21 protein-coding genes and 8 tRNA genes are annotated in these 26,187 nt (G+C 47.3%); 8 read left to right on the top strand and 21 right to left on the bottom strand.

The features are described 5' to 3' along the window. Positions 1-104: 104 nt before the first annotated feature. Positions 105-1,649 (top strand): sodium-dependent transporter, encoded by a 1,545-nt coding sequence (locus tag AC5YBX_RS12900; protein ID WP_494521164.1) that lies wholly within the window; start codon positions 105-107, stop codon positions 1,647-1,649. Continuing rightward, complete coding sequence (locus AC5YBX_RS12905; protein WP_475514581.1) at positions 1,642-1,749, top strand: MetS family NSS transporter small subunit; 108 nt, start codon at positions 1,642-1,644, stop codon at positions 1,747-1,749. The genes AC5YBX_RS12900 and AC5YBX_RS12905 overlap by 8 nt, the downstream gene beginning before the upstream one ends. 14 nt (positions 1,750-1,763) lie before the next feature. Here the strand turns inward: AC5YBX_RS12905 and AC5YBX_RS12910 are convergent, their stop codons facing one another. Further along, positions 1,764-2,648, bottom strand: a complete 885-nt coding sequence (locus tag AC5YBX_RS12910; RefSeq protein WP_494521163.1) for a LysR family transcriptional regulator — start codon at positions 2,646-2,648, stop codon at positions 1,764-1,766. Positions 2,649-2,800: 152 nt separating this feature from the next. Here AC5YBX_RS12910 and AC5YBX_RS12915 point away from each other — a divergent pair, with 152 nt between their 5' ends. Genes AC5YBX_RS12915 through AC5YBX_RS12925 form a run of 3 tightly spaced genes read left to right on the top strand, consistent with a single transcriptional unit; the run spans position 2,801 to position 6,178 of the window. Then, a complete protein-coding gene (locus tag AC5YBX_RS12915) occupies positions 2,801-3,160 on the top strand; it encodes a MaoP family protein (protein ID WP_119978353.1) in 360 nt (119 codons plus the stop codon). 5 nt (positions 3,161-3,165) lie between these two features. Then, positions 3,166-4,200, top strand: a complete 1,035-nt coding sequence (gene gshB / locus AC5YBX_RS12920) for a glutathione synthase (protein WP_494521162.1) — start codon at positions 3,166-3,168, stop codon at positions 4,198-4,200. Continuing rightward, entirely contained in the window at positions 4,187-6,178 is a 1,992-nt protein-coding gene (locus AC5YBX_RS12925) for a flavohemoglobin expression-modulating QEGLA motif protein (protein ID WP_494521161.1), read from the top strand. Before gshB ends, AC5YBX_RS12925 begins: the two co-directional genes overlap by 14 nt. Positions 6,179-6,289: 111 nt before the next feature. On the opposite strand, the gene AC5YBX_RS12930 is transcribed toward AC5YBX_RS12925, so the two are convergent. From AC5YBX_RS12930 to hemA, 9 genes are all read right to left on the bottom strand, one after another. Next, complete coding sequence (locus AC5YBX_RS12930; RefSeq protein ID WP_494521160.1) at positions 6,290-7,831, bottom strand: AbgT family transporter; 1,542 nt, start codon at positions 7,829-7,831, stop codon at positions 6,290-6,292. Positions 7,832-8,066: 235 nt separating this feature from the next. Then, positions 8,067-8,915 carry a 3-deoxy-8-phosphooctulonate synthase gene (kdsA, locus tag AC5YBX_RS12935; RefSeq protein ID WP_475514585.1) on the bottom strand — a complete coding sequence of 283 codons (849 nt, stop codon included), beginning with the start codon at positions 8,913-8,915 and terminating at the stop codon, positions 8,067-8,069. 68 nt (positions 8,916-8,983) lie between these two features. Continuing rightward, a complete protein-coding gene (locus tag AC5YBX_RS12940; RefSeq protein ID WP_494521159.1) occupies positions 8,984-10,237 on the bottom strand; it encodes a DUF819 family protein in 1,254 nt (417 codons plus the stop codon). A gap of 303 nt (positions 10,238-10,540) precedes the next feature. After that, positions 10,541-11,329, bottom strand: coding sequence for a transglutaminase family protein (locus AC5YBX_RS12945; protein WP_494521158.1), 789 nt, complete (start codon positions 11,327-11,329; stop codon positions 10,541-10,543). Then, entirely contained in the window at positions 11,329-11,715 is a 387-nt protein-coding gene (locus AC5YBX_RS12950) for a SirB2 family protein (RefSeq protein WP_494521157.1), read from the bottom strand. Before AC5YBX_RS12950 ends, AC5YBX_RS12945 begins: the two co-directional genes overlap by 1 nt. Before the next feature lie 299 nt (positions 11,716-12,014). Then, entirely contained in the window at positions 12,015-14,066 is a 2,052-nt protein-coding gene (locus AC5YBX_RS12955; protein WP_494521156.1) for an alkyl/aryl-sulfatase, read from the bottom strand. Positions 14,067-14,606: 540 nt separating this feature from the next. Beyond that, positions 14,607-15,455, bottom strand: a complete 849-nt coding sequence (prmC, locus tag AC5YBX_RS12960) for a peptide chain release factor N(5)-glutamine methyltransferase (RefSeq protein ID WP_494521155.1) — start codon at positions 15,453-15,455, stop codon at positions 14,607-14,609. Between the two features lie 42 nt (positions 15,456-15,497). After that, positions 15,498-16,583, bottom strand: a complete 1,086-nt coding sequence (gene prfA, locus AC5YBX_RS12965) for a peptide chain release factor 1 (RefSeq protein ID WP_494521154.1) — start codon at positions 16,581-16,583, stop codon at positions 15,498-15,500. A gap of 13 nt (positions 16,584-16,596) precedes the next feature. Beyond that, positions 16,597-17,847: a glutamyl-tRNA reductase gene (hemA, locus tag AC5YBX_RS12970; protein ID WP_494521153.1), complete on the bottom strand. Its 1,251-nt coding sequence runs from the start codon at positions 17,845-17,847 to the stop codon at positions 16,597-16,599. Positions 17,848-18,373: 526 nt separating this feature from the next. On the opposite strand from hemA, the gene lolB reads away from it, so the two are divergent. The 3 genes from lolB (at position 18,374) to AC5YBX_RS12985 (ending at position 20,885) form a co-directional block, all read left to right on the top strand. Continuing rightward, positions 18,374-19,027, top strand: coding sequence for a lipoprotein insertase outer membrane protein LolB (gene lolB, locus AC5YBX_RS12975; protein ID WP_494521152.1), 654 nt, complete (start codon positions 18,374-18,376; stop codon positions 19,025-19,027). Beyond that, positions 19,017-19,871: a 4-(cytidine 5'-diphospho)-2-C-methyl-D-erythritol kinase gene (gene ispE / locus AC5YBX_RS12980; RefSeq protein WP_494521151.1), complete on the top strand. Its 855-nt coding sequence runs from the start codon at positions 19,017-19,019 to the stop codon at positions 19,869-19,871. Before lolB ends, ispE begins: the two co-directional genes overlap by 11 nt. 66 nt (positions 19,872-19,937) lie before the next feature. Continuing rightward, positions 19,938-20,885 (top strand): ribose-phosphate pyrophosphokinase, encoded by a 948-nt coding sequence (locus AC5YBX_RS12985; protein WP_110457872.1) that lies wholly within the window; start codon positions 19,938-19,940, stop codon positions 20,883-20,885. 528 nt (positions 20,886-21,413) lie between these two features. On the opposite strand, the gene AC5YBX_RS12990 is transcribed toward AC5YBX_RS12985, so the two are convergent. The 11 genes from AC5YBX_RS12990 to AC5YBX_RS13040 all read right to left on the bottom strand — a co-directional run bounded on the left by AC5YBX_RS12990 (position 21,414) and on the right by AC5YBX_RS13040 (position 26,127). Continuing rightward, a tRNA-Leu gene (locus AC5YBX_RS12990) sits at positions 21,414-21,498 on the bottom strand. A gap of 80 nt (positions 21,499-21,578) precedes the next feature. Continuing rightward, positions 21,579-21,653 (bottom strand) — tRNA-Gln (locus tag AC5YBX_RS12995). A gap of 56 nt (positions 21,654-21,709) precedes the next feature. Next, positions 21,710-21,794, bottom strand: a tRNA-Leu gene (locus tag AC5YBX_RS13000). Positions 21,795-21,948: 154 nt separating this feature from the next. Next, a tRNA-Met gene (locus AC5YBX_RS13005) sits at positions 21,949-22,025 on the bottom strand. A gap of 20 nt (positions 22,026-22,045) precedes the next feature. Beyond that, a tRNA-Gln gene (locus tag AC5YBX_RS13010) sits at positions 22,046-22,120 on the bottom strand. 23 nt (positions 22,121-22,143) lie between these two features. Continuing rightward, positions 22,144-22,218, bottom strand: a tRNA-Gln gene (locus AC5YBX_RS13015). 51 nt (positions 22,219-22,269) lie between these two features. After that, positions 22,270-22,354, bottom strand: a tRNA-Leu gene (locus AC5YBX_RS13020). 255 nt (positions 22,355-22,609) lie between these two features. Next, positions 22,610-22,686 (bottom strand) — tRNA-Met (locus AC5YBX_RS13025). Positions 22,687-22,984: 298 nt separating this feature from the next. After that, complete coding sequence (gene ychF, locus AC5YBX_RS13030; RefSeq protein ID WP_494521150.1) at positions 22,985-24,076, bottom strand: redox-regulated ATPase YchF; 1,092 nt, start codon at positions 24,074-24,076, stop codon at positions 22,985-22,987. Between the two features lie 82 nt (positions 24,077-24,158). After that, the gene (gene pth / locus AC5YBX_RS13035; RefSeq protein WP_110457825.1) at positions 24,159-24,746 is read right to left on the bottom strand and encodes an aminoacyl-tRNA hydrolase; all 588 of its coding nucleotides are present in this window, start codon (positions 24,744-24,746) and stop codon (positions 24,159-24,161) included. A gap of 244 nt (positions 24,747-24,990) precedes the next feature. Then, positions 24,991-26,127 (bottom strand): FAD-dependent monooxygenase, encoded by a 1,137-nt coding sequence (locus AC5YBX_RS13040; protein ID WP_494521595.1) that lies wholly within the window; start codon positions 26,125-26,127, stop codon positions 24,991-24,993. Positions 26,128-26,187 lie beyond the last annotated feature (60 nt).

The raw sequence follows: 26,187 nt of genomic DNA on the forward strand, positions 1-26,187 counted from the left end.
CTTCACTGCTTGTCTTTGTTTTAATGTGTTTTCCATACTCATCCATGGATTAACGGCTACAGTTAATTAAGGCACTAACGGACCAGCCTGACACGAGGTGAGTGATGAAGCGAGAGCAATGGAATTCGAGGGTGGGGTTTATCTTAGCCGCAGTGGGCTCAGCCATTGGGCTGGGCAATATTTGGCGCTTTCCCTATATGGCTTACGAAAATGGCGGCGGCGCCTTCTTTGTGCCCTATCTGTTTGCCATGCTCACCGCAGGCATCCCATTTATGATCATGGAGTTTAGCCTAGGTCATAAACTCAAAAAAACCGCCCCGCGCATCTTTAGTCAGCTGGGCACCAGCTTAGGGCTCCGCCTCGAGTGGTTGGGGTGGTTTCAAGTGTTTATTGCCGCCATCATCGCGGTCTATTATGTGGCCATTATCGGCTGGACCATCTCTTTTTTAGGCTTCTCTTTCGGCCAGAGTTGGGGGGATGATCCAAACGCCTTCTTCTTTGAGCAGTATTTACAGCTAGGTAATAACTCCCCAACAAATTTGGGGCAGTTCCAGTGGGGCATCGCTGCCGCCATGAGCTTAGCGTGGGCCATCACCACAATGGCGGTGTTCACCGGAGTTAAAGGCGGCATTGAACGGGCGAGTAAAATCATGATGCCCATGCTATTTATTATGGTGTTGGTGTTGATCACCCGAGTGCTATTGTTACCCGGCGCGCTATCGGGTCTTAACTACTTGTTTGAGCCCGATTTTAGTAGGTTATTGGATATTCAAGTCTGGTCCGCCGCTTATGGGCAGATATTTTTCACCTTAAGCGTCGGCTTTGCCATTATGCTAGCTTACTCCAGCTACCTGCCCACCAAAGCCGACATTAACAATAATGCCTTTATGACAGTGCTGATCAATTGTGGCTTCTCTATTTTGGCGGGCATATTGATTTTCGGGGTGCTCGGTTACATGGCTGAGCAGCAGATGAAGCCCTTGACCGAAGTGGTCAGCTCAGGCATCGGACTTGCCTTTGTGACCATCCCGACGGCCATCAATTTGATGCCACTGCCACAACTGCTTGGGCCGCTGTTTTTTGTGGCCTTAGTTATCGCAGGATTAAGCTCACACATCTCTATCATAGAAGCGGTTATCAGCGCGATCATCGACAAGTTTCATCTGCCACGAAAAACGGCGGCCATAATCGTGTGCGCGGTCGGTTATCTGGTGTCGATGGCCTTTGCCACCAGTGGTGGACTGCTACTGCTGGATCTGGTCGATTACTTTATTAATAACATCGCCCTGTTAATGAGCTGCCTAGTAGAACTGCTGATTATCACTTGGATGTTAAAGGTCAATTTAGTCAGGCGCCACGCTAATCATTGCTCTGAGTTCCATGTCGGGCGCTGGTTAGAGATCTGTTTACAGATAATAAGCCCCGCCATTTTAGCCACTATATTAGCTAAGAACCTCTATAACACCCTGACTAATGGCTACGGTGATTACCCTATTGCCGACCAACTCCTGTTGGGCTGGGGACTGGTGGCGGCCATGTTGCTATTTGCGCTATTGATCGATTTTGCCAGTAAGCGCTCACGTCATCATGGACTGTGGCACCAGAGCCCCCCAACATCATCGACTAAAGGAGATAACCGCCATGAGTAACAGTGCCTTAATTATGATGTGTCTTGCATTAACGCTCACTTGGGGAGGCGCGGCGCTCTGCATTGCGATTGCCTATAAACGCCGCCAGGGTAAACGATAAGTTACAGATATGGGTTAACGCATTTGCCCTATCTGTTGCAGCGTATATGCCGTCAGGGGATCAATCTCTTTTACCAGCTCTTGGATTTTAGTGATCGCCTCTAATGAGCTGCTATCCTTGCGATAAGAAAGATAAATAGGCCGATGCCAAGGCTCGACGTCCGCAACACGATACAGCTGCTTTGATGCCAAAAAAGGCTCAACAATCGATAACGGCAGATAAGCCGCGCCCGCTTTATCGAGAATAAAGTCAAGCGCGATGCGCCCAGTCGAGGTGCGTAAATACGGCGGCACCGCACAATGATGACGCTCGGCGTGCTCTGAGGCAAAACGTGTGCCCCAATCCACATACACATATTTATCCGCTAATGCCTGCTCTTTAGTGCACGGCGATGTCGACACTAGCACCAGCACTAAATCGGCTACCTGTTTACAGACTAATTCGTCTGACTTTAGTGGGTCAAAGGCAAACGCCATATCTAAGGTGCGCTCAATGAGGTTGCGATTAAGCTGCTCACGGCTGAGCGCCTGTGCCATAAAGCCATAGCCACCAAAGGCATCTGTCACCTTGCTTAAACAGTGCTGCAAATAGGCATCCCAAATGTTAGGCGTCCCCGCCATGGTCAGTTGCAGCGCTTTATTGTTGGTTAAGGCTAACTCATTTTTGGCTTGCTCTAAGGTATTGACCATCACATGGGCATAACCGACTAAACGCTCGCCTGCCGAGGTCAATTTAATGCTGTTGCGGTCTCGAATAAAAAGTGCTGAATCAAAAAAAGACTCTAGCTGCTTAATTCGAGCACTAACAGCAGCTTGGGTAATATATAAGTTCTCAGCGGCGCGGCCAAAATGGCGGGTTTGCGCAACTTCTAAAAACGTTTTAAATACTTTGACGTCCATTTTGGTCTCTCTATCGATTTGACCGAGAGAATAACAACTAATCCTGATGGTGACGACAAAAATGTTTTGTTTCTCTTTTGCCCCCAAAAAACATAATTTCGCGATCGAATATCCCTGTAGTTAAAGCGTTTAAATCACAGTTAGAGGTTGCCATGTCAGAAGAGTCATTCCGTTTTGGTCAAAAGCGTTTTTTTGATGACAAAAACTTTCCAAGAGGGTTCAGCAAGTCAGGAGAATTTACCTTATCCGAAGCGGAATTGTTAAGTCTATACGGCGACACAATGCAAGCCTTCGAGGCCGGGCAATTAGACCCTGAGACTGCAGAGGAAAAACATTTTATTAAGGTGCTAAAACACCCTAATAAAGCCAATACTAAGCTCGAACATGTGTGGATGAAATACCTAAAACTCACACGAGAGCCAAAGAAATTTCACACGCTCAACAGCACTGTTAATCAGCGTGTTGAACAATACACTTATGTAGAATCACACCCGGAAGATGAGGTTGCTTAACTAAGATGCACATTTGCTTTTTGATGTACCCGTGGGAACGTATCGATGCTGAATCCGATACTACCCTAAGACTAGTTCATGAGTGCGCTCAGCGTGGTCACACCGTTGCCATAACCACCACCAGTGGTTTAACCATTCGAGACAGTAGCGTCTACGGGTTCTGCCAAATCATCAAAAAGGGCATGAAAATTCCGGATAATATTCCGCGCTTTTATCGCTCAGTTGAGTTTCATAAGGCGCGTCTGCCAATGGCTGGGTTTGACTGCATTTTTATGCGCGCTAACCCACCACTGGACAACTTAGCGTTAAACTTTCTCGACTCGGTAAAAGGTGACACCCTGATCATTAACGATCTTGAAGGGTTAAGGGTTGCCAATAACAAACTGTACACCGCCAGCATGAGTGGTGCGGCGAGTCGCTATATTCCTACCACCCACGTATCCAAAAACCGTGACTACTTGCAACGCGTACTCGAAGAGAGTGACAGCGACAAGATGATCCTTAAACCCTTAAACGGTTTTGGCGGTCACGGAGTTATTGTCATTGAAAAAAGCGCACGGCAGAACTTTAGCTCGCTACTCGACTTTTATATTGGCACGGATGATCAGAGTAACTACGTGATCTTACAAGATTACATCGAAGGCGCCGAGGAAGGCGATAAACGCATCTTAATGCTCAATGGCGAACCGATTGGTGCCATGAGACGCGTCCCCGCCAGCGGTGAATTTCGCTCTAACGTGCACGCCGGGGGTACCGTCGTCAAACACACCATCACCCGCGAAGAGCGCGAATTGTGCGCCGCGATTGGCCCTAAACTGGTGCGCGATGGTCTCTACTTTACCGGCCTAGACGTGATAGGTAATAAATTGGTCGAGGTAAACGTGTTAAGCCCAGGTGGCATAACCCGTATTAACAAGCTTAACCGCGTTAAACTACAAAAGCAGGTGATCGATTTTGCCGAAAACATCATCAATTCAAAAGACTTATTGATGCAACGTAAGAGTGCATATCGACGTGCGGTAGAAGATGCAAACCTATAGTTTAGAGCAAATGTTAGGCCTGATTAAACGCGGCGAAGCGTTCTCGGGGCAACTCGAATCGTCAGGTTGTTTTATTAAAATTGAAGAATACCTGCCTGTAGTATGTACTGCTATCCATGCGGGCCATACTCTGCGTCATGAGCTGATCAAACTCGGTCAGCTTAGCGCTGAGGAACGCTATTTTGAGGAAGATCCATACACAGACGAGGTGATTGCATCACAACCCATCACATTAGTGGGTACTGACTCACGTTTTGAGTACGATCTGAATCGACCCAAAAGTTTAAGCACCTATTACAAATCAGCCTGGTTAAAACAGGTATGGCGTAAACCGCTTAGTGCCAAACAGCGCGCGATCAGCCAAGCCAAACACAATGATTTTTATCTTCTCTATGAAGCGCTAATCTCCAAACTAGAGTCCTTGTTTGGCATGGTGATTGTGTTTGACCTGCATTCGTACAATTACAAACGCATCGACAAATCCGTGCCAGTATTCAATATCGGCACCGCGCAAATCGACATGGAGCGTTGGGCACCTGTGGTGAAAAAGTTCGAGAGTGAACTCAATCAGATCACCCTACCCAATATTGAAGTTGACGCTAAAATTAATGCGATTTTTGAGGGTAGAGGCTACCTTATTGCCCATACCAATGCGCACTTTGACCGCACCTTAGTGTTACCCACTGAGATCAAAAAAGTGTTTATGGATGAACTTACTGGCGAAGTTTATCCTATCGTGCTCGATGACTTAAAGTTAGGGCTTAAAAACGCCTTCAGTGCCACCAGTGCCTATTTTCAGCGCAAGTTAAATCGACGCAGTAAAACCCGTAGCGCCGACATGCTCAGCAGTGCCATAGAGCCAGCAGTACTGGACATCGATGCTACCCTGTTTCGCTTAGCGCAAAAGGTCGACACCTTAAAGTATGTCAATCCGACCAACTTGGTTGCTGAGCGCAAACGCTTTTTTAGCGCGCCAAGCCGTTATAAGCCCAACTTTCGCTACCGTCAGTTGCCTATCGATGCCAACGAGTTTAAATATAAGTTGTATCGATTACCGATAGACAATATCTCGGATCCTGCGCTCAAACAGATGTACAGCGATATCGTCAATAAGCTCGGCGAACAGGTCGACTTACTGACCAGTGTTGGCCAAGAAGGCTTTGTTTATAACTCGCTACGCTATCATGGCCGCCCCGATACGCATGCAATTAACAATGCGAAGTTCTTGTTATATGCCAAAGAGATTGCTGAGGTTGCTGGTGAGCAATATGATGCCAAAACCGCCACCGAACTCATGAAGCGACAAGCTGAGCAATGGGACATGCAGTGCAAGGTAAGCCTTAGCTCATCGATTGTGGCGCGGGCCATGGTGAGCTCGATGCCACCACAGCTGACCGTTAACAGCCATGCGACATTTTCCCATGCAGAGGTACAGCGGCTGATCCAGCATGAACTGGGGGTCCACATGGCAACCACCTTAAATGCCAAACAACAGCCCTTAAAGGTGTTACGCCTTGGATTACCAGGCGCCACCTATACCCAGGAAGGTTTGGCTATCTTGGCCGAACTAAAGGCTGGCTTTATGGCACACTCACGCCTCAATACCCTCGCCTGTCGCGTATTGGCGGTTGAATCTATGCTCAAAGAGCAAGATTTTTATCTCACCCATAATTACCTAGTAGATGAGGTGGGTATGGAGCCAGGTGACGCTTTTGTGACGACGGCGCGGGTCTATCGCGGCGGCGGTTTCACCAAAGACCACCTTTACCTCAGTGGTTTTCTGCAGATGTTGCAGCTCTCTAGCAGCCGCGGCTTAACCAATCTGTTGGTGGGAAAAACCAGCGTGCAGTATCTGGATCTGCTCGATGAGCTAGTGCAGCGCAACTGGCTCATCGCCCCTAAGTTTAACGTCACCCCGACCGCAAACTTAGAGGACAACCCCAGCCTCAATTATCTGATTGAGAGCCTGCGTAGCTAATAAAAAAACGCCATGTTGATCATGGCGTTTTTCTTATCCTGTTGGCTCGCTACACAGTCACTCTTTGCTCAACGTGGTAGTTCTAATCTCAAGTGAGTGAAGTGTCTAGAACTAAAAGTAGGTATAGCTGGCTCCTAAGCCCAGTGGCAACCCAAGCGACCAATACAGCAATAACCAGGCACTCCAAATCGACATCAATGCCACACTAAAAGGCAACATCATGGCGATTAAGGTGCCGATGCCTATGCCTTGCACATATCGCTGACAATAGACCACCACCAAGGGAAAATAGGGCATCAAAGGGGTGATGATATTTGAGCTCGAGTCACCGACACGATAGGCAGCCTGCGACAGATCTGGACTAATATTAAGCTGCATTAACATGGGCACCAATACCGGCCCAATCAGTGCCCATTTGGCTGACGATGAGCCGACAAATAAGTTAACAAAGCCCACCAGTAGTATCATGCCGACGATGGTGACTTCAGCTGACAAGTTGAGTGCCTTGAGTGCACCAGCCCCCTCTACCGCGATTAATGCCCCCAAATTAGAGGCTGAAAACGCCGCAACAAACTGGGCGCAGAAAAAAGCCATCACAATATAGTGCGACATGCCACTCATCGATTTAGACATCGCCTGCACCACATCGGCAGACTGAGTAAAGGTCTTAGTGAGATAGCCATACACTAGCCCAGGCAACAGGAAGAAGATAAAAATCAATGGCACGATCGACTTCATCAAAGGGGCGCTAAAACTGGTGAGTGAGCCGTTAGCGTCGCGCAAGGTCGAGGTTTCAGGCAGGGTTAACGAGAAAAAGCCAATAATCGCCACCAGCATCGTTAGGCTGGCGATACGAAACGCCTTAAGCTCGCTCGGCGTTGTCAGCTCCATCTCAGGAATATCTACCGCGTCGCGATTGACCTTGTGGGTTCGATTAAGACGCGGCTCCAACACTTTGTCGGTGAGATACCAAATAATCAAGGTGATCGGAATGCACGATGAAGCGGCAAAAAACCAGTTATTCAACGGATTAATTTGAATATCGCCATCGACAATCTGCGCGGCCGATTGGGTAAAACTTTGCAGTAATGGGTCGATACCCGAGGGAATAAAGTTGGCACAAAAGCCGCCAGACACACCAGCAAAAGCTGCCGCGATCCCCGCCAGCGGATGGCGGCCTACGGTAAAAAAGATCACCCCTGCCAGCGGGATCACCACCACATAGCCCGCATCGGTCGCGGTATGGGAGATAATCCCCACCACAACCACAGCAGGGGTTAACAATTTAGCCGGCGTTATCTTAAGCATCTGCTTTAACGCGGTATTGATATAGCCAGAATGCTCCGCCACTCCCACACCCAACATCGCCACTAACACCACACCTAAAGGCGCAAAGGCGGTAAACGTCGATACCATGGAGGTTAGAAAGTGCGTTAGCGCCTCAGCACTCAAGAGGTTGGTGACTATGATGGGCGCATCGGTACGAGGGTCGATAGCCTCAAAACTGACCCCAGATAACAGCGCCGATAGGCCCCACACCGCAAACAGTAACATTAAGAATAACATGGCCGGATCGGGCAATTTATTGCCCACTCGTTCTATGGTATCCAGTGCCCGCCCTAATAAGCCGGGTGCCTGCGTGTTTGTTGTCATCATCACTCCTTGTACTTAAGCGTACTTGTTATTATCGTCTGTCATTGCAGCGTTCATTATAGCCAGCCTAATACCGTTCGGCTTACCCCAACCATACTCACTGCCGCAATCTTTGGGCGTCACGGAGTATAACGCTGAATATTCAACACGATACCGAATCAGGCTGTAGCCAACCTTAAAAATAGGCAAAAAAAAGCCTCGCAATGGCGAGGCTTGATAAAGTGACGTTAAGTTATTATTTACTGGTATCGATAGGCTCGAATGATTTAACTAGTTCATCCACCGCCTTCATCTGCTTGAGGTAGTTTTCCAGTTGGTGCAGTGGCAGTGCACATGGGCCGTCACATTTAGCGTTATCTGGATCGGGATGCGCTTCAATAAACAGACCGGCTAAGCCTAACGCCATACCACTGCGGGCAAGCTCAGTGGCTTGAGCACGACGTCCACCGGCACTGTCGCTGCGGCCACCCGGGCGCTGCAAGGCGTGGGTCGCATCGAAGATCACTGGGTAACCCGATTGCTTCATCTCATCCATGCCCAACATGTCGACCACCAAATTATTGTAACCAAAGCTTGAGCCACGCTCGCACAGCATGATCTCATCGTTACCCGCTTCATTAAACTTAGTGATGATGTGGCGCATCTCGTGTGGCGCTAAAAATTGCGGTTTTTTAACGTTGATGATGGCACCGGTTTTGGCCATTGCTACCACCAGATCTGTCTGGCGAGCTAAAAACGCGGGCAACTGAATCACATCGACCACTTCGGCAACTGGCGCACACTGATGAGTTTCATGGACGTCGGTGATCAACGGCAAGTTAAAGGTCGATTTTATCTCTTGAAAAATCTTCAACCCCTCTTCCATACCTGGGCCACGGTAGGAGTTCACCGAAGAGCGGTTGGCTTTATCGAATGAAGCCTTAAACACATAAGGGATCCCTAATTTTTGAGTAACTTCGGCATAGGTTTCCGCGATCTGCATGGCTAAATCACGCGATTCAAGCACATTCATGCCGCCAAACAACACAAACGGCTTATCGTTTGCAATCTCAATGCTACCTAACTTTATGGTTTTATTACTCATCGTTACTTCTCTCTTAAGAAGCTAAGGCCACACCTTAGCATTGTTCAAATAGGTATCGCAGCAGGCGATTATAGCGCAACTGCCTGTAAAATTTGGCCACATAACCATGCCATATAAGTGCCTACAGCATAGCCCAACACCGCCAATAACACACCGACGGGCGCTAATGCGGGGTGGAATGCCGCCGCCACAACCGGCGCAGATGCTGCTCCGCCCACATTGGCTTGACTGCCCACCGCCATATAAAACAGCGGCGCCTTAATCAGTTTAGCCACCAGCAGCATAAAGCTGGCATGCACTAACATCCAGATAATACCGATGGCGAAATACCAAAGATTTGCCGGATCAAATAGTTTAAACACATCCATATGCAAGCCAATGGTGGCAACCAGAATATACAAAAAGGCCGACGCCACTTTAGAGGCGCCAGCGGCTTCTAAATGGCGCACTGGGCTAAATGACATCGCCAAACCGATAGTGGTGACAGTGACGATTAACCAGAAAAATTTAGACGTTAAACTGTAATCACGTGTCCACGGATAGTTGGTTTCGAAAAAAGGCCCGAGGAAATCGGCAAACATGTGCGCCAGTCCGGTAATACCAAAACCGACCGCCACTATCATCATCAAGTCACGTAAGCTTGGAATACGCGAATGTTCGGCATGGTACTTCTCAACCTTAAGTTTTAAGGTCTCGATAGCACGGGTATCGGCGCCAGTTTTGGCATCGATCTCCTTGGCTTTGGAGGCCATATAGAGCAGCACCGCCATCCAGATATTGGCTACGATCACATCCACTGTCACCATAATGGAGAAGATGTTACCGCCCGCTTCATAGATCTCTTTCATCGCCGCTTGGTTAGCGCCACCGCCAATCCAGCTACCGGCTAAGGTGGTCATGCCACGCCAGACCGCATCGGGGCCACTCACACCTAAGATCTCAGGATTAATGCTGGAGATAATAAGCAACGCAATCGGCCCGCCAATCACGATACCAACGGTGCCGGTGAGAAACATCACAATGGCTTTAGGGCCTAAGCCTAAGATCGCTTTTAAATCGACGCTTAAGATCAATAATACTAAGCAGGCTGGCAGTAAATAACGTGAAGCCACATAATAGAGCTTAGAGGTATCGCCATCGACAATATTAAATGAATTAAGCAGTGATGGCAGGAAATAACACAGTAACAACGCCGGAATGTAACGATAAAATTTCACCCAAAATGGATGAGAACTGCTATTGGTATAAAACACCAAGCCTAAAATGGCTGCTAATAATCCCAGCCCAGTGGCATCATTGGTCACTAATGCGGTACCGCTCATATTTCCCCCTAATTCACATCTATTTTTAGTTTTATTTTTAATATCAATTTGTTGTTTTATTCGGCTTATCAAAGCACGTTTTTATTTGGCCTGTGATGCAAGCCTATTGTAAATATTAATGATGGTATTGCTGATTAAATGGTGAGTCGTTTTTAGCCTGTTACTGCAGGCGGTTCAATATAAGACTGACAAGATTGCGAGCCGAGCAGCATAAAATAATTGATTGCCCTGCAAGGCGTCTATTGTCATGGCCGTCATCAAACCACATAAAAAAGCTGAAACCATAACGGCTTCAGCTTTTCTTTAATGGTATACCTCAAGATCTTCGCTTAGCTCTTTAATCTGCAGCTTAACTAATTCAGTCACAGGATCATGCGGGCTATTGTCGACAAAATGCTGTAAATCCGCGGCGGCAACACTGATACAGCCTAACTGCTGTGCAATAAAGGCTCGTTCACGATTGAGGTTGAGATCATCGCTATGCCATTGCAATAACAGGTTGCAACACTCCATCGCACTCTCAAACTGGTTCGATAAAATCGCGCCCGCTTTAAGCTCGTGGATCATGCGCGACAATAACCGCTTTAAACTTGCAGGCTTTAAGTAACGCGGTTTAAAGGCCGCCCCATTACCCAACTCGCCACGCACCAAAACATGTAACTGATGCTTGGTCAGTGACTGACCCGTTAATGGGTCAATATAACGCACCTGCTTATCGATTCGACTGCACAGCACTGTATTGCCCGGCAGTAGCAAAGGCTCAAGCACTAGGTCTAACTGTTTCGCCAGTAACATCAGTAACGTGGCCAAGGTTGTGCTATTGCCTTGGCGAGTGAGTATGCAGCTGCCTAAATCGGCAGCTTCAACACTAAAATAAGCATCTCGAGCGCAAAAACCTAAGTCGCCATAAAACCACTTAAGCAGAGCATTCAATCGATCTTCACGGTCAACCACATAGTGACTCAGCACTGAGCCTGCAAGTTCAAGCCAGGCCCAATTAGCACTCTTCTTATTGGAAAAACCTAAATGCTGAGTGATGTCAAACGCGCTCTCGGGTAACAAGAGCTCATCTTGTAGGATCATCTGTGTCATTAACTCAGTAATATCGCTTGTTTAAACATGGCGACCTTACCTGCATAGGCTACCCAAGCGATTGCACCAAGGGCTGCAAACACTTTAAACAGCTTGTTGCGATTGGCTTTTAGCGCGATAGTCGCTAAGAAAATATAAGCCAATAGTCCACCGATCTTTTCGGTCAGCCATGCATCTTGGAAAGGATATTGCTTGATGATAAAACACAGGGTTAAACCAGACAGCACCAACAAAGTGTCGATAACGTGCGGGGCTATCTTAACGAACTTCTTATCCATAATAGGCGACTGCTTTAAGTGCAGCGCAAAACGCACAATAAAAAACAGTACACTGAGGGCAATAAACGTCAGGTGAATATGCTTTATAGCGGGGTATAAACTGTCCATTTTAAATTCTTTGGTTGCTGGCAAAGGCGCTAGTGTAACTGATCTGCTCCAGCCGCACCAATAGCATCAACCGATTATTGACGATAAATTCCCCCTCATTAGCGTCGCGACCATCAACCTAAGATAATCTAGGCAGCGTGATGAATTTACATAAGATAATGTCACTGATTCATGCCCTCTCCTATTATCAACCTCCAATGGCCTAATAAAAAACCACGCTAAGGCAGCAGCTTTAGCGTGGTGTTATATCGTACCGCCAATCAATTAAAACTGACTATCAGCGGTAAGAGTATCCAGACTTATTTGGCTGTGTCTGACAGTGTCCCAGGCAGCAGCTCAAACGCCATAGAGAACTCGACCAATGCGCCCATTAGCTCATCGATGGCACGGCGGTTGCCCTCAACCTTCACCTTGCCGGCTTTGATTTTTTCATCGAAACTCTGCGCGCCCATCATCACATCATTTAACTCGCTGCGATCTATCGTTAAGGTGAGATCCGCTTGCGGTGATTGTACCCCTTCGATATTGGTCAGCGCCGAATTACTCAACTCAACCAGATACTGCTCGCCGTTATCCGGAGTGACCAAGTTAATGACAAAGTGTTTATCTGCAGTCTTGCTGGTATCAAGGCGAACTCCGAGGTAGTCAAGCCATAACCCGGTAGACATACCACGGATAAGGTCAGGCCCTGTCGATTTAGGCGAAGCGCCTGTTGGCATGCCGTTACGTAATTCGTAAGCCGCCGCTAAAAAGCTATTACGCACACTAGGGCTCTCTTTTTGATAACCAATCTGCTCATATACATTAGCCAGTAGATCCTTACCCGCTTGATTTTGAGGCTCAGCAAACACCAGTTTATTGAGGATCTCTATGGCATGAAAATATTTTCCTTGCTCAAATAATTGCTGGCCTTTGGCGATAATGTTACTGCTGCCACCCATCATCTCAACGTATAGGGGCGCTGATTCTTCTGGTGATAGTGGCATTAAAGTGGCTGGGTTAGCATCCCAGTAACCTAGATAGCGATTCAACACCGCGCGGCTATTGTGCTCCTCAGAGCCATGGTAACTGTGGGCTGACCACTGCTGCTGCAAACTCTCGGGGAGCTTATATACATTGTGAATTTGATTAATTGTTACCCCTTGATTGGCCAGGTGCAGCACCTGATTATTGAGGTGAGCATAGGTATCACGCTGACTGCGCATCACCTCTTGAATACGCTCATTGCCCCAGCGCGGCCAAGAGTGGGAAGCAAACATCACCTCAGCCTGCTGACCAAATTTATACAGCGAAATATTAATTTGCTTAGACCATTCCAATGCATCGCGTACCAATGCGCCACGTAAGGTATAGATATTATGGATAGTGCCGGTAATATTCTCGGCGGCCCAAAAGGCTTTCAAGTCTGGGAACCAAGTGTTCATCTCTGCTGGCGCTTCAGTGCCTGGAGTATTTTGAAACACCATGTTGACACCATCTATGGTCATTTCAGTAAAGGCTTTATCGATAATCACGTTAGGCGCGATTAAGCCTAAATTACCCGCCGCGGTATTTTTACCGATAGATTGATCCACATGACCATAGGGACTTCTGGGAAGTAGTACACCGTATTGAAAAAACATCCTACGCGTCATGGCATTACCTGCCATCACATTTTCTGCGACCGCATGATGCATAAAGCCTTCTGGGGCAATGACTTTCACCTTACCACTTTGAACATCTTGCTCATCGACCACACCACGGACCCCACCAAAGTGGTCGGCATGAGAGTGTGAGTAGACCACGGCCACGACCGGACGCTCACCCAATTGCTGATTAATAAAGGCCAATGCCGCCGCCGCGGTCTCTTTGGCCGTTAAAGGATCAAATACAATCCAACCCGTCTTCCCTTTAATAAAACTGATATTGGCAAGATCATAGCCTCGTACCTGATAAATGTGGTCGGGCAACACTTCATACAAGCCATAAGCCATGTTGAGCACTGCTTGACGCTGCAACGAAGGGTTAATGGTATCGAAGGTTTGACCTTCATCGAGCAACCACTCGTAACTGCCCATATCCCAAGCAACGTTACCGGCTTCGGCCATAATTTGTTTATAGTCAGGCGCCGCAATAAAGCCTTTTTGGGCTTCTTCAAAGTCACGCTTATCATCAAACGGCAGGGTTTTACGCAAGCCATTTTGTAACGCTATGGTGTATTGCGATGGCTCTTGCCCTTTAGTATCAAAGTGCTGACCCGGTTCGCTTGTGACCACACCGCCACCACCTGCGGCGTTGGCAATCATATGAGTCGACATTGACACACTGATGATGGCTGATAGTAGCGCGACATTGGCTAACTTAACATTCATAGACCTAGCTCCTTGGTTATTAATAAACAACAAGTTACCCAACTGTTTCTGTAAGTATTGACTGACGTTAGACCCATAACCTACTACGATGACTAACCTATCTAGAGGTGAATAAACATACAATAATTTATCCACCCAGAATGTTAAGGTAGTGTTGCAGATGAGTTTATACAAGCAATTGTTGCCTATATGAGCAGTCACCTTACCGAAGCTCATTTACTTTGCGCAGGTGTAAGAGGTAAGAAGGCTTGGCTTAGTACCACTGCCTTAACGATTGATCTATAAGCGGTGCTATGACCCTTGCCTAATAACTAAGCTCTTAAGAATTAAACCAGTCCAATGGGTTAACATCATTAATTAACGAGATTGCATTCATATTACGTTTGCCCACAATCTACAATAAAATCCATAGAGATAGCCCCTAGCTCAATATAGAGATAAGCAACATCCACAACGGTAAGATACACAAACAAAAACGCCATTAGCATAAGCCAATGGCGTTTAATCACGTTAGTCGCTGTCAAGCATCAGGCGTGTCAGTTAACCCTGCCTAGGCCAGCGACCTAAGGTACAACGGTCGTTACTGCCAAAGTCTCTCACGGTCGACACCGACTCATAACCTAGCTCAATCATCTTATTGCGCACCGTAATGGCTTGCTCAAAACCGTGTTCGAGTAGCAAATAGCCACCGGGCGCCAGATAATCACGCGCCGACTGCGCAATATGGAACAGATCAGCATAACCATGTTCGGCAGCGGTCAGCGCACTCTGTGGTTCAAAGCGTACATCGCCTTGAGACAAGTGCTCATCTTCTTCGTCGATATAAGGCGGGTTAGAGACAATAAGATTGAAATCGTACTGATTGACAGCATCAAACCAATCACTTTGTAGCACCTCGACTTGCGGTAACTTCAAGTTGTCACGATTCGCCTTAGCCAAAGCCACAGCTTCAATCACTTTGTCGACGGCCGTGATCTGCCATGTGCTGCGCTCAAAGGCTAACGACAGGGCTATTGCCCCCGTTCCCGTGCCTAAATCGAGCACCTTAGCATTTTGTGCTAACGGCAAGTTTAACGCGGTCTCAACCAAAATTTCGGTATCAGGACGCGGAATAAGCGTGGTGGGATTAACCATAAACGGCAATGACCAAAACTCACGTTCACCCACAATATGCGCAATCGGAGTGCCAATAGCACGCCTTGCGACCATCTGCTGAAACGCGGTGGACTGTTCACTGGTAATACGTTCATCGGGCCAAGTGTAGAGGTAGCTGCGCGGCTTATGGATGACATGCAGTAGCATCACTTCGGCATCTAGCTTGGCGGTATCAGAGATCTCAACAAGTTGAGAAGAAGCCCATTGAAGGGCTTCAGCTAACGTCTGGTACAAAAAAATATCCTTATTAACCTAGAGTCGCGATATTAGAGTATATTAATCGTCTGCTAAAGCAGCCAACATATCGGCTTGGTTTTCTTGCATTAGTGGTTCGATAATCGCATCTAAATCCCCTTCCATCACTTCATTTAAGCGATAAAGAGTCAAATTGATACGGTGCTCACTGACGCGTCCCTGAGGGAAGTTATAAGTACGGATACGCTCAGAGCGATCACCACTGGCCACTAATGTTCGGCGAGTCGATTCCTCTTCACTGCGGCGTTTTTCGTCTTCAACAGCTTGTATACGGGCCGTCAGTACACTCATCGCCTGAGCACGGTTTTTATGCTGCGAGCGCTGATCTTGACACTCTACGATGATGCCAGACGGAATGTGCGTAATACGGATAGCCGAATCGGTTTTGTTAACGTGCTGACCACCCGCGCCCGATGCACGGAAAGTATCCACTTTCAGATCGGCAGGATTAATTTGAATCGCTTCGGCTTCGGGGACTTCAGGCATAACCACCACAGTGCAAGCAGAGGTGTGCACTCGTCCTTGCGACTCGGTCTCTGGCACACGCTGTACACGGTGACCACCCGATTCAAATTTCAGTCGGCCATAAACCCCATCGCCAGACACTTTAATGATGATCTCTTTAAAGCCACCATGCTCGCCTTCGTTGGCGTTCATCACCTCGACCTGCCAACGTTTGGCTTCGCAGTAACGGCTATACATACGGTACAGATCACCGGCAAAGATGGCAGCTTCATCACCCCCTGCGCCGGCACGAATTTCTACGAAGGCATTGTTGTCGTCTTTAGGATCTTTAGGCAGCAGTAGGATCTGCAGTTCGTCTTCGAGCGTCTCAATCACTTGCTTGGCGGCTTTAATCTCTTCTTGCGCCATCTCTTTTAGCTCGGCATCGTCTTCGGCTAACATCTCTTGCGCCGACTCGAGATCGGCCTGCGCCTGTTGAAATGCCTTAAAGCTTCTTACCACGTCTTCGAGTTGTGAATACTCTTTGGACAGAGCGCGAAAACGCTCTTGGTCGGCAATCACGCTAGGATCGCTCAGTAGCGCCAATACTTCTTCATTACGCTCAAGCAAGCCTTCAAGCTTGCGAATCACACTGTCCTTCATTCCAACGCTAACCTTAGTCTTTATCTAATCCAAGCGCCGTTCTTAATTGTCCGATACTGTTAAAGTCACCGCGTCGACTCGCCTGAGTGAGGGCTTGAGTCGGCGCATGGATCAATTTATTGGTTAACTTATTGGCCAGTTCCAGTATTAGCTGTTCGCTATCACCGCCTTGGGCTAACTTATTGATCGCACGCTCCACCAGCTCATCTTTAATCGCCATACTTTGGGTACGGTATTCACGAATACTGTCGACCGACTCTAATGAGCGGATCCACTCCATGAAAAGATGAGATTCTTCTTCAACAATTAATTCGGCTTGCTCGGCAGCCTCACGTCTGGAGGCCATATTCTGTTCAATGATGCTTTGCAGGTCGTCAACCGTGTAGAGAAAGGCATCATCTAGATCCCCTACTTCGGCTTCAATATCTCTAGGAACTGCTATATCAACCAACAACATAGGTTGATGACGACGCTGTTTCAGCGCTTTTTCTACCATGCCTTTACCCAGTATAGGTAATGGGCTGGCGGTAGAGGATATCACGATATCGGCCTTAGGGAGAAAATCTGGTATCTGTTCTAGAGTAATAGCGGTCGCGCCGAACTCTTCGCACATGGCTTCGGCGCGTGAAATTGTGCGGTTAGCCACAATCATCGACTCGACGCCATTGTCTTTAAGATGCCGAGCAACCAACTCTATGGTCTCACCTGCGCCGATGAGTAACACCTTGGTGGCACTCAAAGCCGAGAAAATATGTTTAGCCATGCTCACGGCGGCAAACGCCACCGATACGGCCGCGGCGCCGATTTCAGTTTCGGTGCGCACTTTTTTAGCAACAGAGAAGGTATTTTGGAACAGTCGGTCCATGGTGACTGCCACCGTGCCAGCTTCTTTGGCCTTAACAAAAGATTGCTTAACTTGGCCTAAAATCTGTGGCTCACCTAAGATAAGCGAGTCGAGACCAGCAGAGACACGCATCAGGTGACGCACGGCCTCTTGGCCGCGATATTGGTACAGGCAAGGCAGCACGTCTTCATGGGACAGCTGATGGTAATCCTCTAACCACTTGATCACGTCCTGCACTTCACCGTTGTTACAGTAAAGTTCGGTGCGATTACAGGTCGAGATGATCACCGCTTCACCCGTCTTGGTTTGACTGGCAAGGCTTTTCATCGCGTCATGAATTTTATCGGGTGAAAACGCTACTTTTTCACGTAGGTCTACCGTCGCTGTTTTATGATTAATACCGATTGCTACAAGGCTCATCTGACTCTTTCTGGTCTCTAGGGTCTGTTTATCTTGCGAATTAGATTTGTTCTGGCTCAAAGCGGTGGTCAGAATACAAGCAAAAATGCGACTGGCTCATATTGCTCCACTAACGGCTTTGAGGCGAACGACTAGGGTTTAGCTTGCAGTTAAATTTTGCCAACAAAGTGCTGTAACCATTACACCATAAACCGACAACACTTAGGAGTAATGCAAGTCACATGACCTAATATCAACTGGCGGCAAAATCCTCATGCAAGGGCCATCGCCCTGATTAATCTCTCTTAGTGGCGGCCATTCTACTGAATTGAGCCAACTAAAAACAGAATACGCTTAACAAAACCGAATAATAATCTCGTTTGTAACGTATTTCTCACGTTAAAGCGGGACAAAAACGACCAAAAACAAGTGATTGAACCAAGAGGTTGTATCGCCTTTAAACCTAGAGTTAGCAGGAAATTTAACGATTGGCATTGGTATTTATATCCAGCGCTCGTATGATATGGGCTCGATATAACAGTAATAGATGAATAATTTGAACTACTTCACAAAAATCTTTATTAGCGCCCTATTACTGACCCCTTTATTGTTAGGGGGGTGTGCAAGCCACTCCGATATTGCTCTGCAGGCCGTCAATGTTGACCATGTAAAGCAGGCCAAAGCTTGGGAGATGCAGGGCAAGCTCGCGGCCAAAACCCGTGACGATAAATTTAGTACTAATTTATATTGGCTTCACACCCCTGACAGCGATCAATTACGCCTAACCACAATGTTAGGCACAACGATCATGCTGCTAGAGCGTGACGACAATGGCGCTCGTTTAATGATTGACGACAACACCTATGAGCATCATGATGCCGAGCAATTGCTCAAGCGGCTCACAGGCTGGTCTATCCCTGTCGAACATTTACCATTATGGATAACTGGCCAAGTGTCGCCTACAGATCAGATAGTCAGTTACGATAACAACCACAGACCTCAACGAGTGCAGTCAACCATGACTCAAGCCCCATGGCAGGTGGAGTTTAAAAGTTGGCAATCTCAAAGCGGCGCACAACTTCCTAGAACACTTGAACTAACCCGTGAAGATGTTCGATTAAAAATACAAATTAATCTATGGCAAGCACTTGCTAACAGCACAGAATTAACTGATTACGCCGGACTACCGCATGACCAATAAACGCTCTACCGCATGGCCTGCGCCAGCAAAACTTAACCTGTTTTTACACATCAATGGCCGTCGTCATGACGGTTACCATGAACTGCAAACTCTGTTTCAATTTATCGAGCAGGGTGATCTACTGGATTTTGCCATCAACCAGACTGGCGAACTCACCTTACACTCCAACATCAGTGATGTTGTCGCAAATACAGATAACTTAATTCTTAGAGCAGCAAAATCACTGCAAAAAAAAACCGCCACCACTTTAGGCGCAGAGATATGGCTCGATAAAAAATTACCCATGGGCGGTGGAATTGGCGGCGGCTCGTCAGATGCGGCTACAACATTGGTGGCGCTAAACCACTTATGGGACACCCAATTATCATTAACACAATTAGCAGAGATTGGCTTAAGTTTAGGTGCTGATGTGCCTGTTTTTATTAATGGTTTAGCCGCTTTTGCCGAAGGGGTAGGTGAAAAACTTATTGCGGTAGATTTACCAGAACCTTGGTATTTAGTAGTGACACCTGATGTTCATGTATCAACGGCAGAGGTATTTAACGACCCACAATTACCACGAGACACACCAAAGTTGTCTTTAGCCGATTTAATGACCAGCAACTGGCACAATGATTGCCAACAACTGGTCGCCAAACGTCACCCCCAAGTTGCCAAAGCATTGGCGTGGCTGATAGAATATGCGCCGTCTAGAATGACCGGAACAGGTGCATGTGTTTTCGGTACATTCACTACTCGCGAGCAAGCTGAGCAGGTATTTGCCAAAATGCCTGCCGATATGAGCGGTTTTATCGCGAAAGGGACAAATAAATCACCATTAATGCTGCGCTTAGCGCAGGATTAGAATCATGCGGGATAAGGCTACTTTATCCCGGTCATTAAAATGAAGCATACGCCTGAGGTTCATACAGTGCCTGACATTAAACTATTTGCCGGTAACGCAACACCCAGTCTCGCAAAGAAGATAGCAGATCGTCTATTTTGTAAACTCGGAGACGCAGAGGTTGGCGTTTTCAGCGACGGTGAAATCAGTGTCCAGATTAACGAAAATGTACGTGGTGCGGATGTATTTATCATTCAATCTACTTGTGCACCGACTAACGATAACTTGATGGAACTTATCGTGATGGTTGATGCGTTACGTCGCGCATCTGCTGGCCGTATTACAGCGGTTATTCCTTACTTTGGTTACGCACGTCAAGATCGTCGTGTTCGTAGCGCTCGTGTACCTATTACCGCTAAAGTGGTTGCCGATTTCTTATCAAGTGTAGGCGTTGACCGCGTACTGACTTGTGACTTACATGCCGAGCAGATCCAAGGTTTCTTCGATGTACCTGTTGATAACGTATTTGGTAGCCCAGTACTGTTAGAAGATATGTTAGCTAAGAAGTTAGATAACCCTGTCGTAGTGTCACCCGATATCGGCGGTGTAGTACGTGCTCGCGCGGTCGCCAAACTACTTGATGACTCAGATCTCGCCATTATCGATAAGCGTCGTCCACAGGCAAACGTCGCGCAGGTTATGCATATCATCGGTGACGTTCAAGGCCGTGACTGTATTATCGTTGACGATATGATTGATACCGGTGGCACACTGTGTAAAGCTGCTGAAGCATTAAAAGAACATGGTGCTAACCGAGTATTTGCTTATGCGACTCACCCAGTATTCTCTGGCAACGCTGCTAAGAACATTGCTGAATCAGTGATTGATGAAGTCATTGTGACCGATACCATTCCGCTAAGCCCTGAAATTGCAGCATTAGATAAGGTTACCCAGTTGACCATGTCGACTGTGATGGCTGAAGCGATCCGCCGTGTCAGTAACGAAGAGTCTATCTCTGCGATGTTCAAGCACTAATCAATTAGATTGTTTAAACAGAAAACGCACTCAATTGAGTGCGTTTTTTTATGCCTTTCAATGGCAGCCATCTGAGCGTCCCCTCCCACAACATGCCGCTCTACTCTTTATCTCCAGTCCTGCCTATAACATAGCCCTAAGTCCGCGCAGCTTATCATCCCGCGCTTGGCTTACATCATTTGTATGGCAACCAATAAAACGATGTACAAGTGCGATTAGAAGCGCCATCAGCCCAAACATCGCTATTCTTTACCTTCTTGCCCTCTATTCACTCAGTCGCTCTGACGACCTACTATGCCTTAGGTGGCAATATTACAGATGGCAATATCAACAACCGCGCGGATTTAGTCAGTATGTAGTGATTAAGGGTTAAGCCTCTAAAACTATAAAAATGACTGTTATGGGGTGATTAAGCCATGAGTGAGCATCGATTAGCACTAATGAACAATAAGGGGCGCAAGATAGCAGGAGCAGATTTCAGACACAAAAAAGCCCGTCAAAAAGACAGGCTTATTTGTTTTTAATAAATGGTACGGGAGGAGAGACTTGAACTCTCACACCTTACGGCACCAGAACCTAAATCTGGCGTGTCTACCAATTCCACCACTCCCGCACTGCATCAAGTTTTACATCCTGATTAAAGATGATGGGGCTAACCCATTCACTCAAGTCAATGACTTGGGTGGTTAATAATGGCTGGGGTACCAGGATTCGAACCTGGGAATGCCGAGATCAAAACCCGGTGCCTTACCGCTTGGCGATACCCCAAAAGCTTTCGCTTTTGTTACATCCTCGTAGACTACAAGGTTGCAACTTATAATAAATGGTACGGGAGGAGAGACTTGAACTCTCACACCTTACGGCACCAGAACCTAAATCTGGCGTGTCTACCAATTCCACCACTCCCGCACTGCATCTAGTTTTACATCTTGATTAAGATGGCATTATGGATCTGGCGTGTCTAACTATCAACATCCACTACTCTCACGCTGCACCTAGCTTTACATCTCGATTAAGATGGCAACTCACTCAAGTTGCGCCTTCATTTTACATCTGAATAAGATGGTAGCAATGGCGGGACTTGAACCTGCGACCCCAGCATTATGAGTGCTGTGCTCTAACCAGCTGAGCTACATTGCCACATATTATCATATAGATAATGGCTGGGGTACCAGGATTCGAACCTGGGGATGCCGAGATCAAAACCCGGTGCCTTACCGCTTGGCGATACCCCAAAACTGTGTGAAGCAAAAAGAAATGGCTGGGGTACCAGGATTCGAACCTGGGAATGCCGAGATCAAAACCCGGTGCCTTACCGCTTGGCGATACCCCAATCTTTTCTTGCTTCAAGTTAAAGACGTTACAATCTCTAACTTAAAATAAATGGTACGGGAAGAGAGACTTGAACTCTCACACCTTACGGCACCAGAACCTAAATCTGGCGTGTCTACCAATTCCACCACTCCCGCACTGCATCAGGTTTTACATCTAGATTAAGATGGCATTAAGATATGGCGAGTCTAACTATCAACATCCACCACTCTCACGCGGTACCTAGTTTTACATCTTGGTTAAGATGTTACCAACCCTATTTCTGCTGACAGATATAACATCAATCATCAACTAGTTGGCTTACCTCAAGTTTTACATCTTAGAGAAGATGGTAGCCATATTGCCGGGGCTTATACCGACTCGCTACGCATTCATTTTCCATCCGAATAAGATGGTAGCAATGGCGGGACTTGAACCTGCGACCCCAGCATTATGAGTGCTGTGCTCTAACCAGCTGAGCTACATTGCCATCGTTTTCTTACGCGTCCCTCTTGGTGAGGAACGGGGCGTATTATGCTTATTCAGCGTATTGAGGTCAACAGCTTTTTTTCGCTAATTTACACTTACCTCATCGTTCGCTTATAAACTCACCAAAGTGAGCAGCAGTTATCCAATAAAGCGGATAAAAGCGCCATATTAGGCCTTAGGCAGGGATTAAATAGCAGATCGATATAGGCCTTAAAATACAAAAACGGCTCAATAATGTATTGAGCCGTTTAGATTCTATGATGCCCCTTGCTATTTTATTAACAAGATTAGCCTCGTGCTTATACGTTAAATAGGAAGTGCATTACATCGCCATCTTTAACGATATAGGTTTTACCTTCGATACGCAGTTTACCCGCTTCTTTCGCGCCAGCTTCACCTTTATAGGTAATAAAGTCATCATAAGACATCACCTGGGCGCGAATAAAGCCGCGCTCAAAGTCCGTATGGATAACGCCAGCGGCTTGTGGTGCACTCGCCCCAACTTTAACGGTCCAAGCACGCACCTCTTTAACACCTGCGGTAAAGTAGGTGTGCAGATCGAGTAGCTCGTAACCAGCGCGGATCACACGATCCAATCCAGGTTCGGTTAAGCCAAGGTCGGCCATAAACTCTTCACGGTCTTCAGCGTCCATCTCAGCCAGCTCAGATTCAATGGCAGCACACACGGCAACCACCACGGCATTCTCTTTGGCCGCAATGTCGCGAACCGTATCCAGATGCGGATTATTTTCAAAGCCATCTTCAGCGACGTTCGCGATATACATGGTTGGCTTAAGTGTAAGGAAATTAAGGTAAGCGACTGCCGCCAACTCTTCCTTAGTTAAGTCCATTGAACGCAGCATTTGACCTTCGTCCAATACTGGGCGCATCTTTTCTAACACGCTGACTTCGAACTTAGCTTCTTGATCGCCACCTTTTGCACGCTTTTGCTGACGCGTAATAGCGCGCTCGCACGAGTCTAAGTCAGCTAAGGCTAATTCGGTATTGATCACTTCAATGTCACTGGCTGGCGACACTTTATTCGCCACATGCACGATATTGTCATCTTCAAAGCAACGCACAACATGACCAATCGCATCGGTTTCACGAATATTAGCAAGGAACTTATTTCCAAGCCCTTCACCTTTAGAAGCGCCCGCCACTAGGCCTGCGATGTCGACAAATTCCATCGTGGTCGGCAAAATACGCTCAGGCTTAACGATTTCAGCCAATGCCGCTAATCGTGGATCGGGCACAGGCACCACACCGGTGTTAGGTTCAATCGTACAAAACGGGAAGTTAGACGCTTCGATGCCCGCTTTAGTCAGTGCGTTGAACAATGTCGATTTACCTACGTTTGGTAGGCCAACGATGCCACATTTAAAACCCATATTTTTACCTTTATTCAATTAGTATTATCAGCACAACTAATAATAACGCTGCTCACACCTGATTGCTTCAGAATGTGATGGATTAACCCGCCTTGTAAGAATGCAGTCTATGCATCGCCTTACTCATATCTTCTTTAAATAACAGTTCGGTGGCCCGCACCGCTTCGTCAATCACGTCTTCGATTAACCTTTGCTCAACTTGCGGCGCCTTACCTAAAACATAATTGCTCACTAGGCTCTTATCACCTGGATGACCGATACCAATGCGCAAACGATAAAAGCCTTTATTATTGGCAAGCCTAGCAATGATATCTTTTAAACCGTTGTGACCACCATGACCGCCACCGAGTTTAAACTTGGCCACGCCGGGCGGCATATCCAGTTCATCATGGGCGACCAGGATCTCTTCGGGTTCGATGCGAAAGAAATTAGCCAAGGCACCAACCGATTTACCGCTGAGGTTCATAAACGTGGTTGGGATCAATAGGCGAACATCTTTACCGTATAGGGTCGCTCTCGCTGTAAGGCCGTAATATTTACTGTCTGCAACTAATGTTACGCCGCAAACGCGCGCCAGTTCATTAACATACCAAGCGCCCGCATTGTGGCGGGTTTGCTCGTACTTCTCACCTGGGTTTGCAAGCCCAACAATCAGCTTAATATTGCTCATTTAACCTATGTCCATCTCGCAAGGGCGCATAAAAACGCGGCATTTTAGCACTCTATCGCCCGAGCAACAAATTTGTTGTAGTGAAGACAGCGGAATTTAAGGAAGGTTAGCACTGCGCCATGCCCTAAGGCCTAAGCGATTAACCTCACCCGCTAAATCAATCGCCATGAGAGGTGAGGAGGCTGAACGGTGAGCGGCTCGATCCATTAGATGATAGGTAAAGCCAGCTCGTTTGAGTTGACGCTTAGAGGCCCATGGCGTATTTCAACACCTTATGTTTAATCGGCGAGTCAATATTGGCGATTTTAAGTGCACTATTACGCAGTAATTTCAGCGGCAAGTTATTGTTACTAAAGCCGGCATAAAAGAGATCCATGGTGCTCATCATCAACAAATTGTCGCCATAGCGGCGGCGCTGATATTGCGCCAACACATCTTGAGTCCACCAGCTGCGCTGAGCATCGATTGCCTCTTTAACCGATGCTATTAATGCAGCCACATCTTTAAAGCCAATATTCACCCCTTGACCAGCTAATGGATTGATCGTGTGGGCGGCGTCACCTAAAATCACCACATTATCCTGATAGTAGCGCTGCGCATGACGTCTGGTAAGCTTAAAGCTACCATGAGACACCACTTTAAATGCCCGATCGAGGCGCGCGGGGAAATGGGCGTTAATTTGATCGTACATCGCCTCAGAACTTAATCCGCTTAACTGCGCAATCCTATTTGCATCGTCGTACCACACTAAAGACGCGTTGCGACCCGGTAGCGGCAACAAAGAGCGTGGGCCTTGGGGAGTAAACTGTTGCCAAGTGACATCTTGCTCTTCCTGCTGGGTCTCAATATTAATCAACATCGCCGACTGGGCATAATCCCACCCCGTCAAACCGATCCCTGCCCACTGACGAACTTGAGAGTTAGCCCCATCGGCGCCGACTAACAAGCGAGTATCTATGCTTGTGTTATTACTTAATTGCAGCCTAACCCTCTGCTCGCTACGGTTAAGCTGGTCGACCTTCACCGGGCAGATAAGCTGCAAATTATCATATTGGTCAAATGCTTGCCATAAGGCTAGTTGCACCACACGATTTTCGACAATGTGCCCAAGATGAGTCGCCCCAACTTGATCGCTATGGAACTGTGTCTGGCACCCATCAAGCTCCCAGGTTTCCAGCCCTTTATAGGCAACTTGACGCATCGCGGCAATAGCCTCGAGCGCTCCTAGCTGTTGCAGCAACTGCTCAGAAGCGACGCTGATGGCTGAAACACGTAAATCCAATGGTTGCTCAGGGCTGTACGCTTTAGGCGCAAAAGATTCAATAACGGCAACCTTTAACCCTAGCTGAGCTAACCCAATTGCGGTCGCGGCTCCCACCATGCCACCGCCGAGGATCACGATATCTTGCTCTAGATGTTGGCTTTGATTCTGACTCACCTT

This window comes from Shewanella sp. 492 (assembly GCF_059338445.1).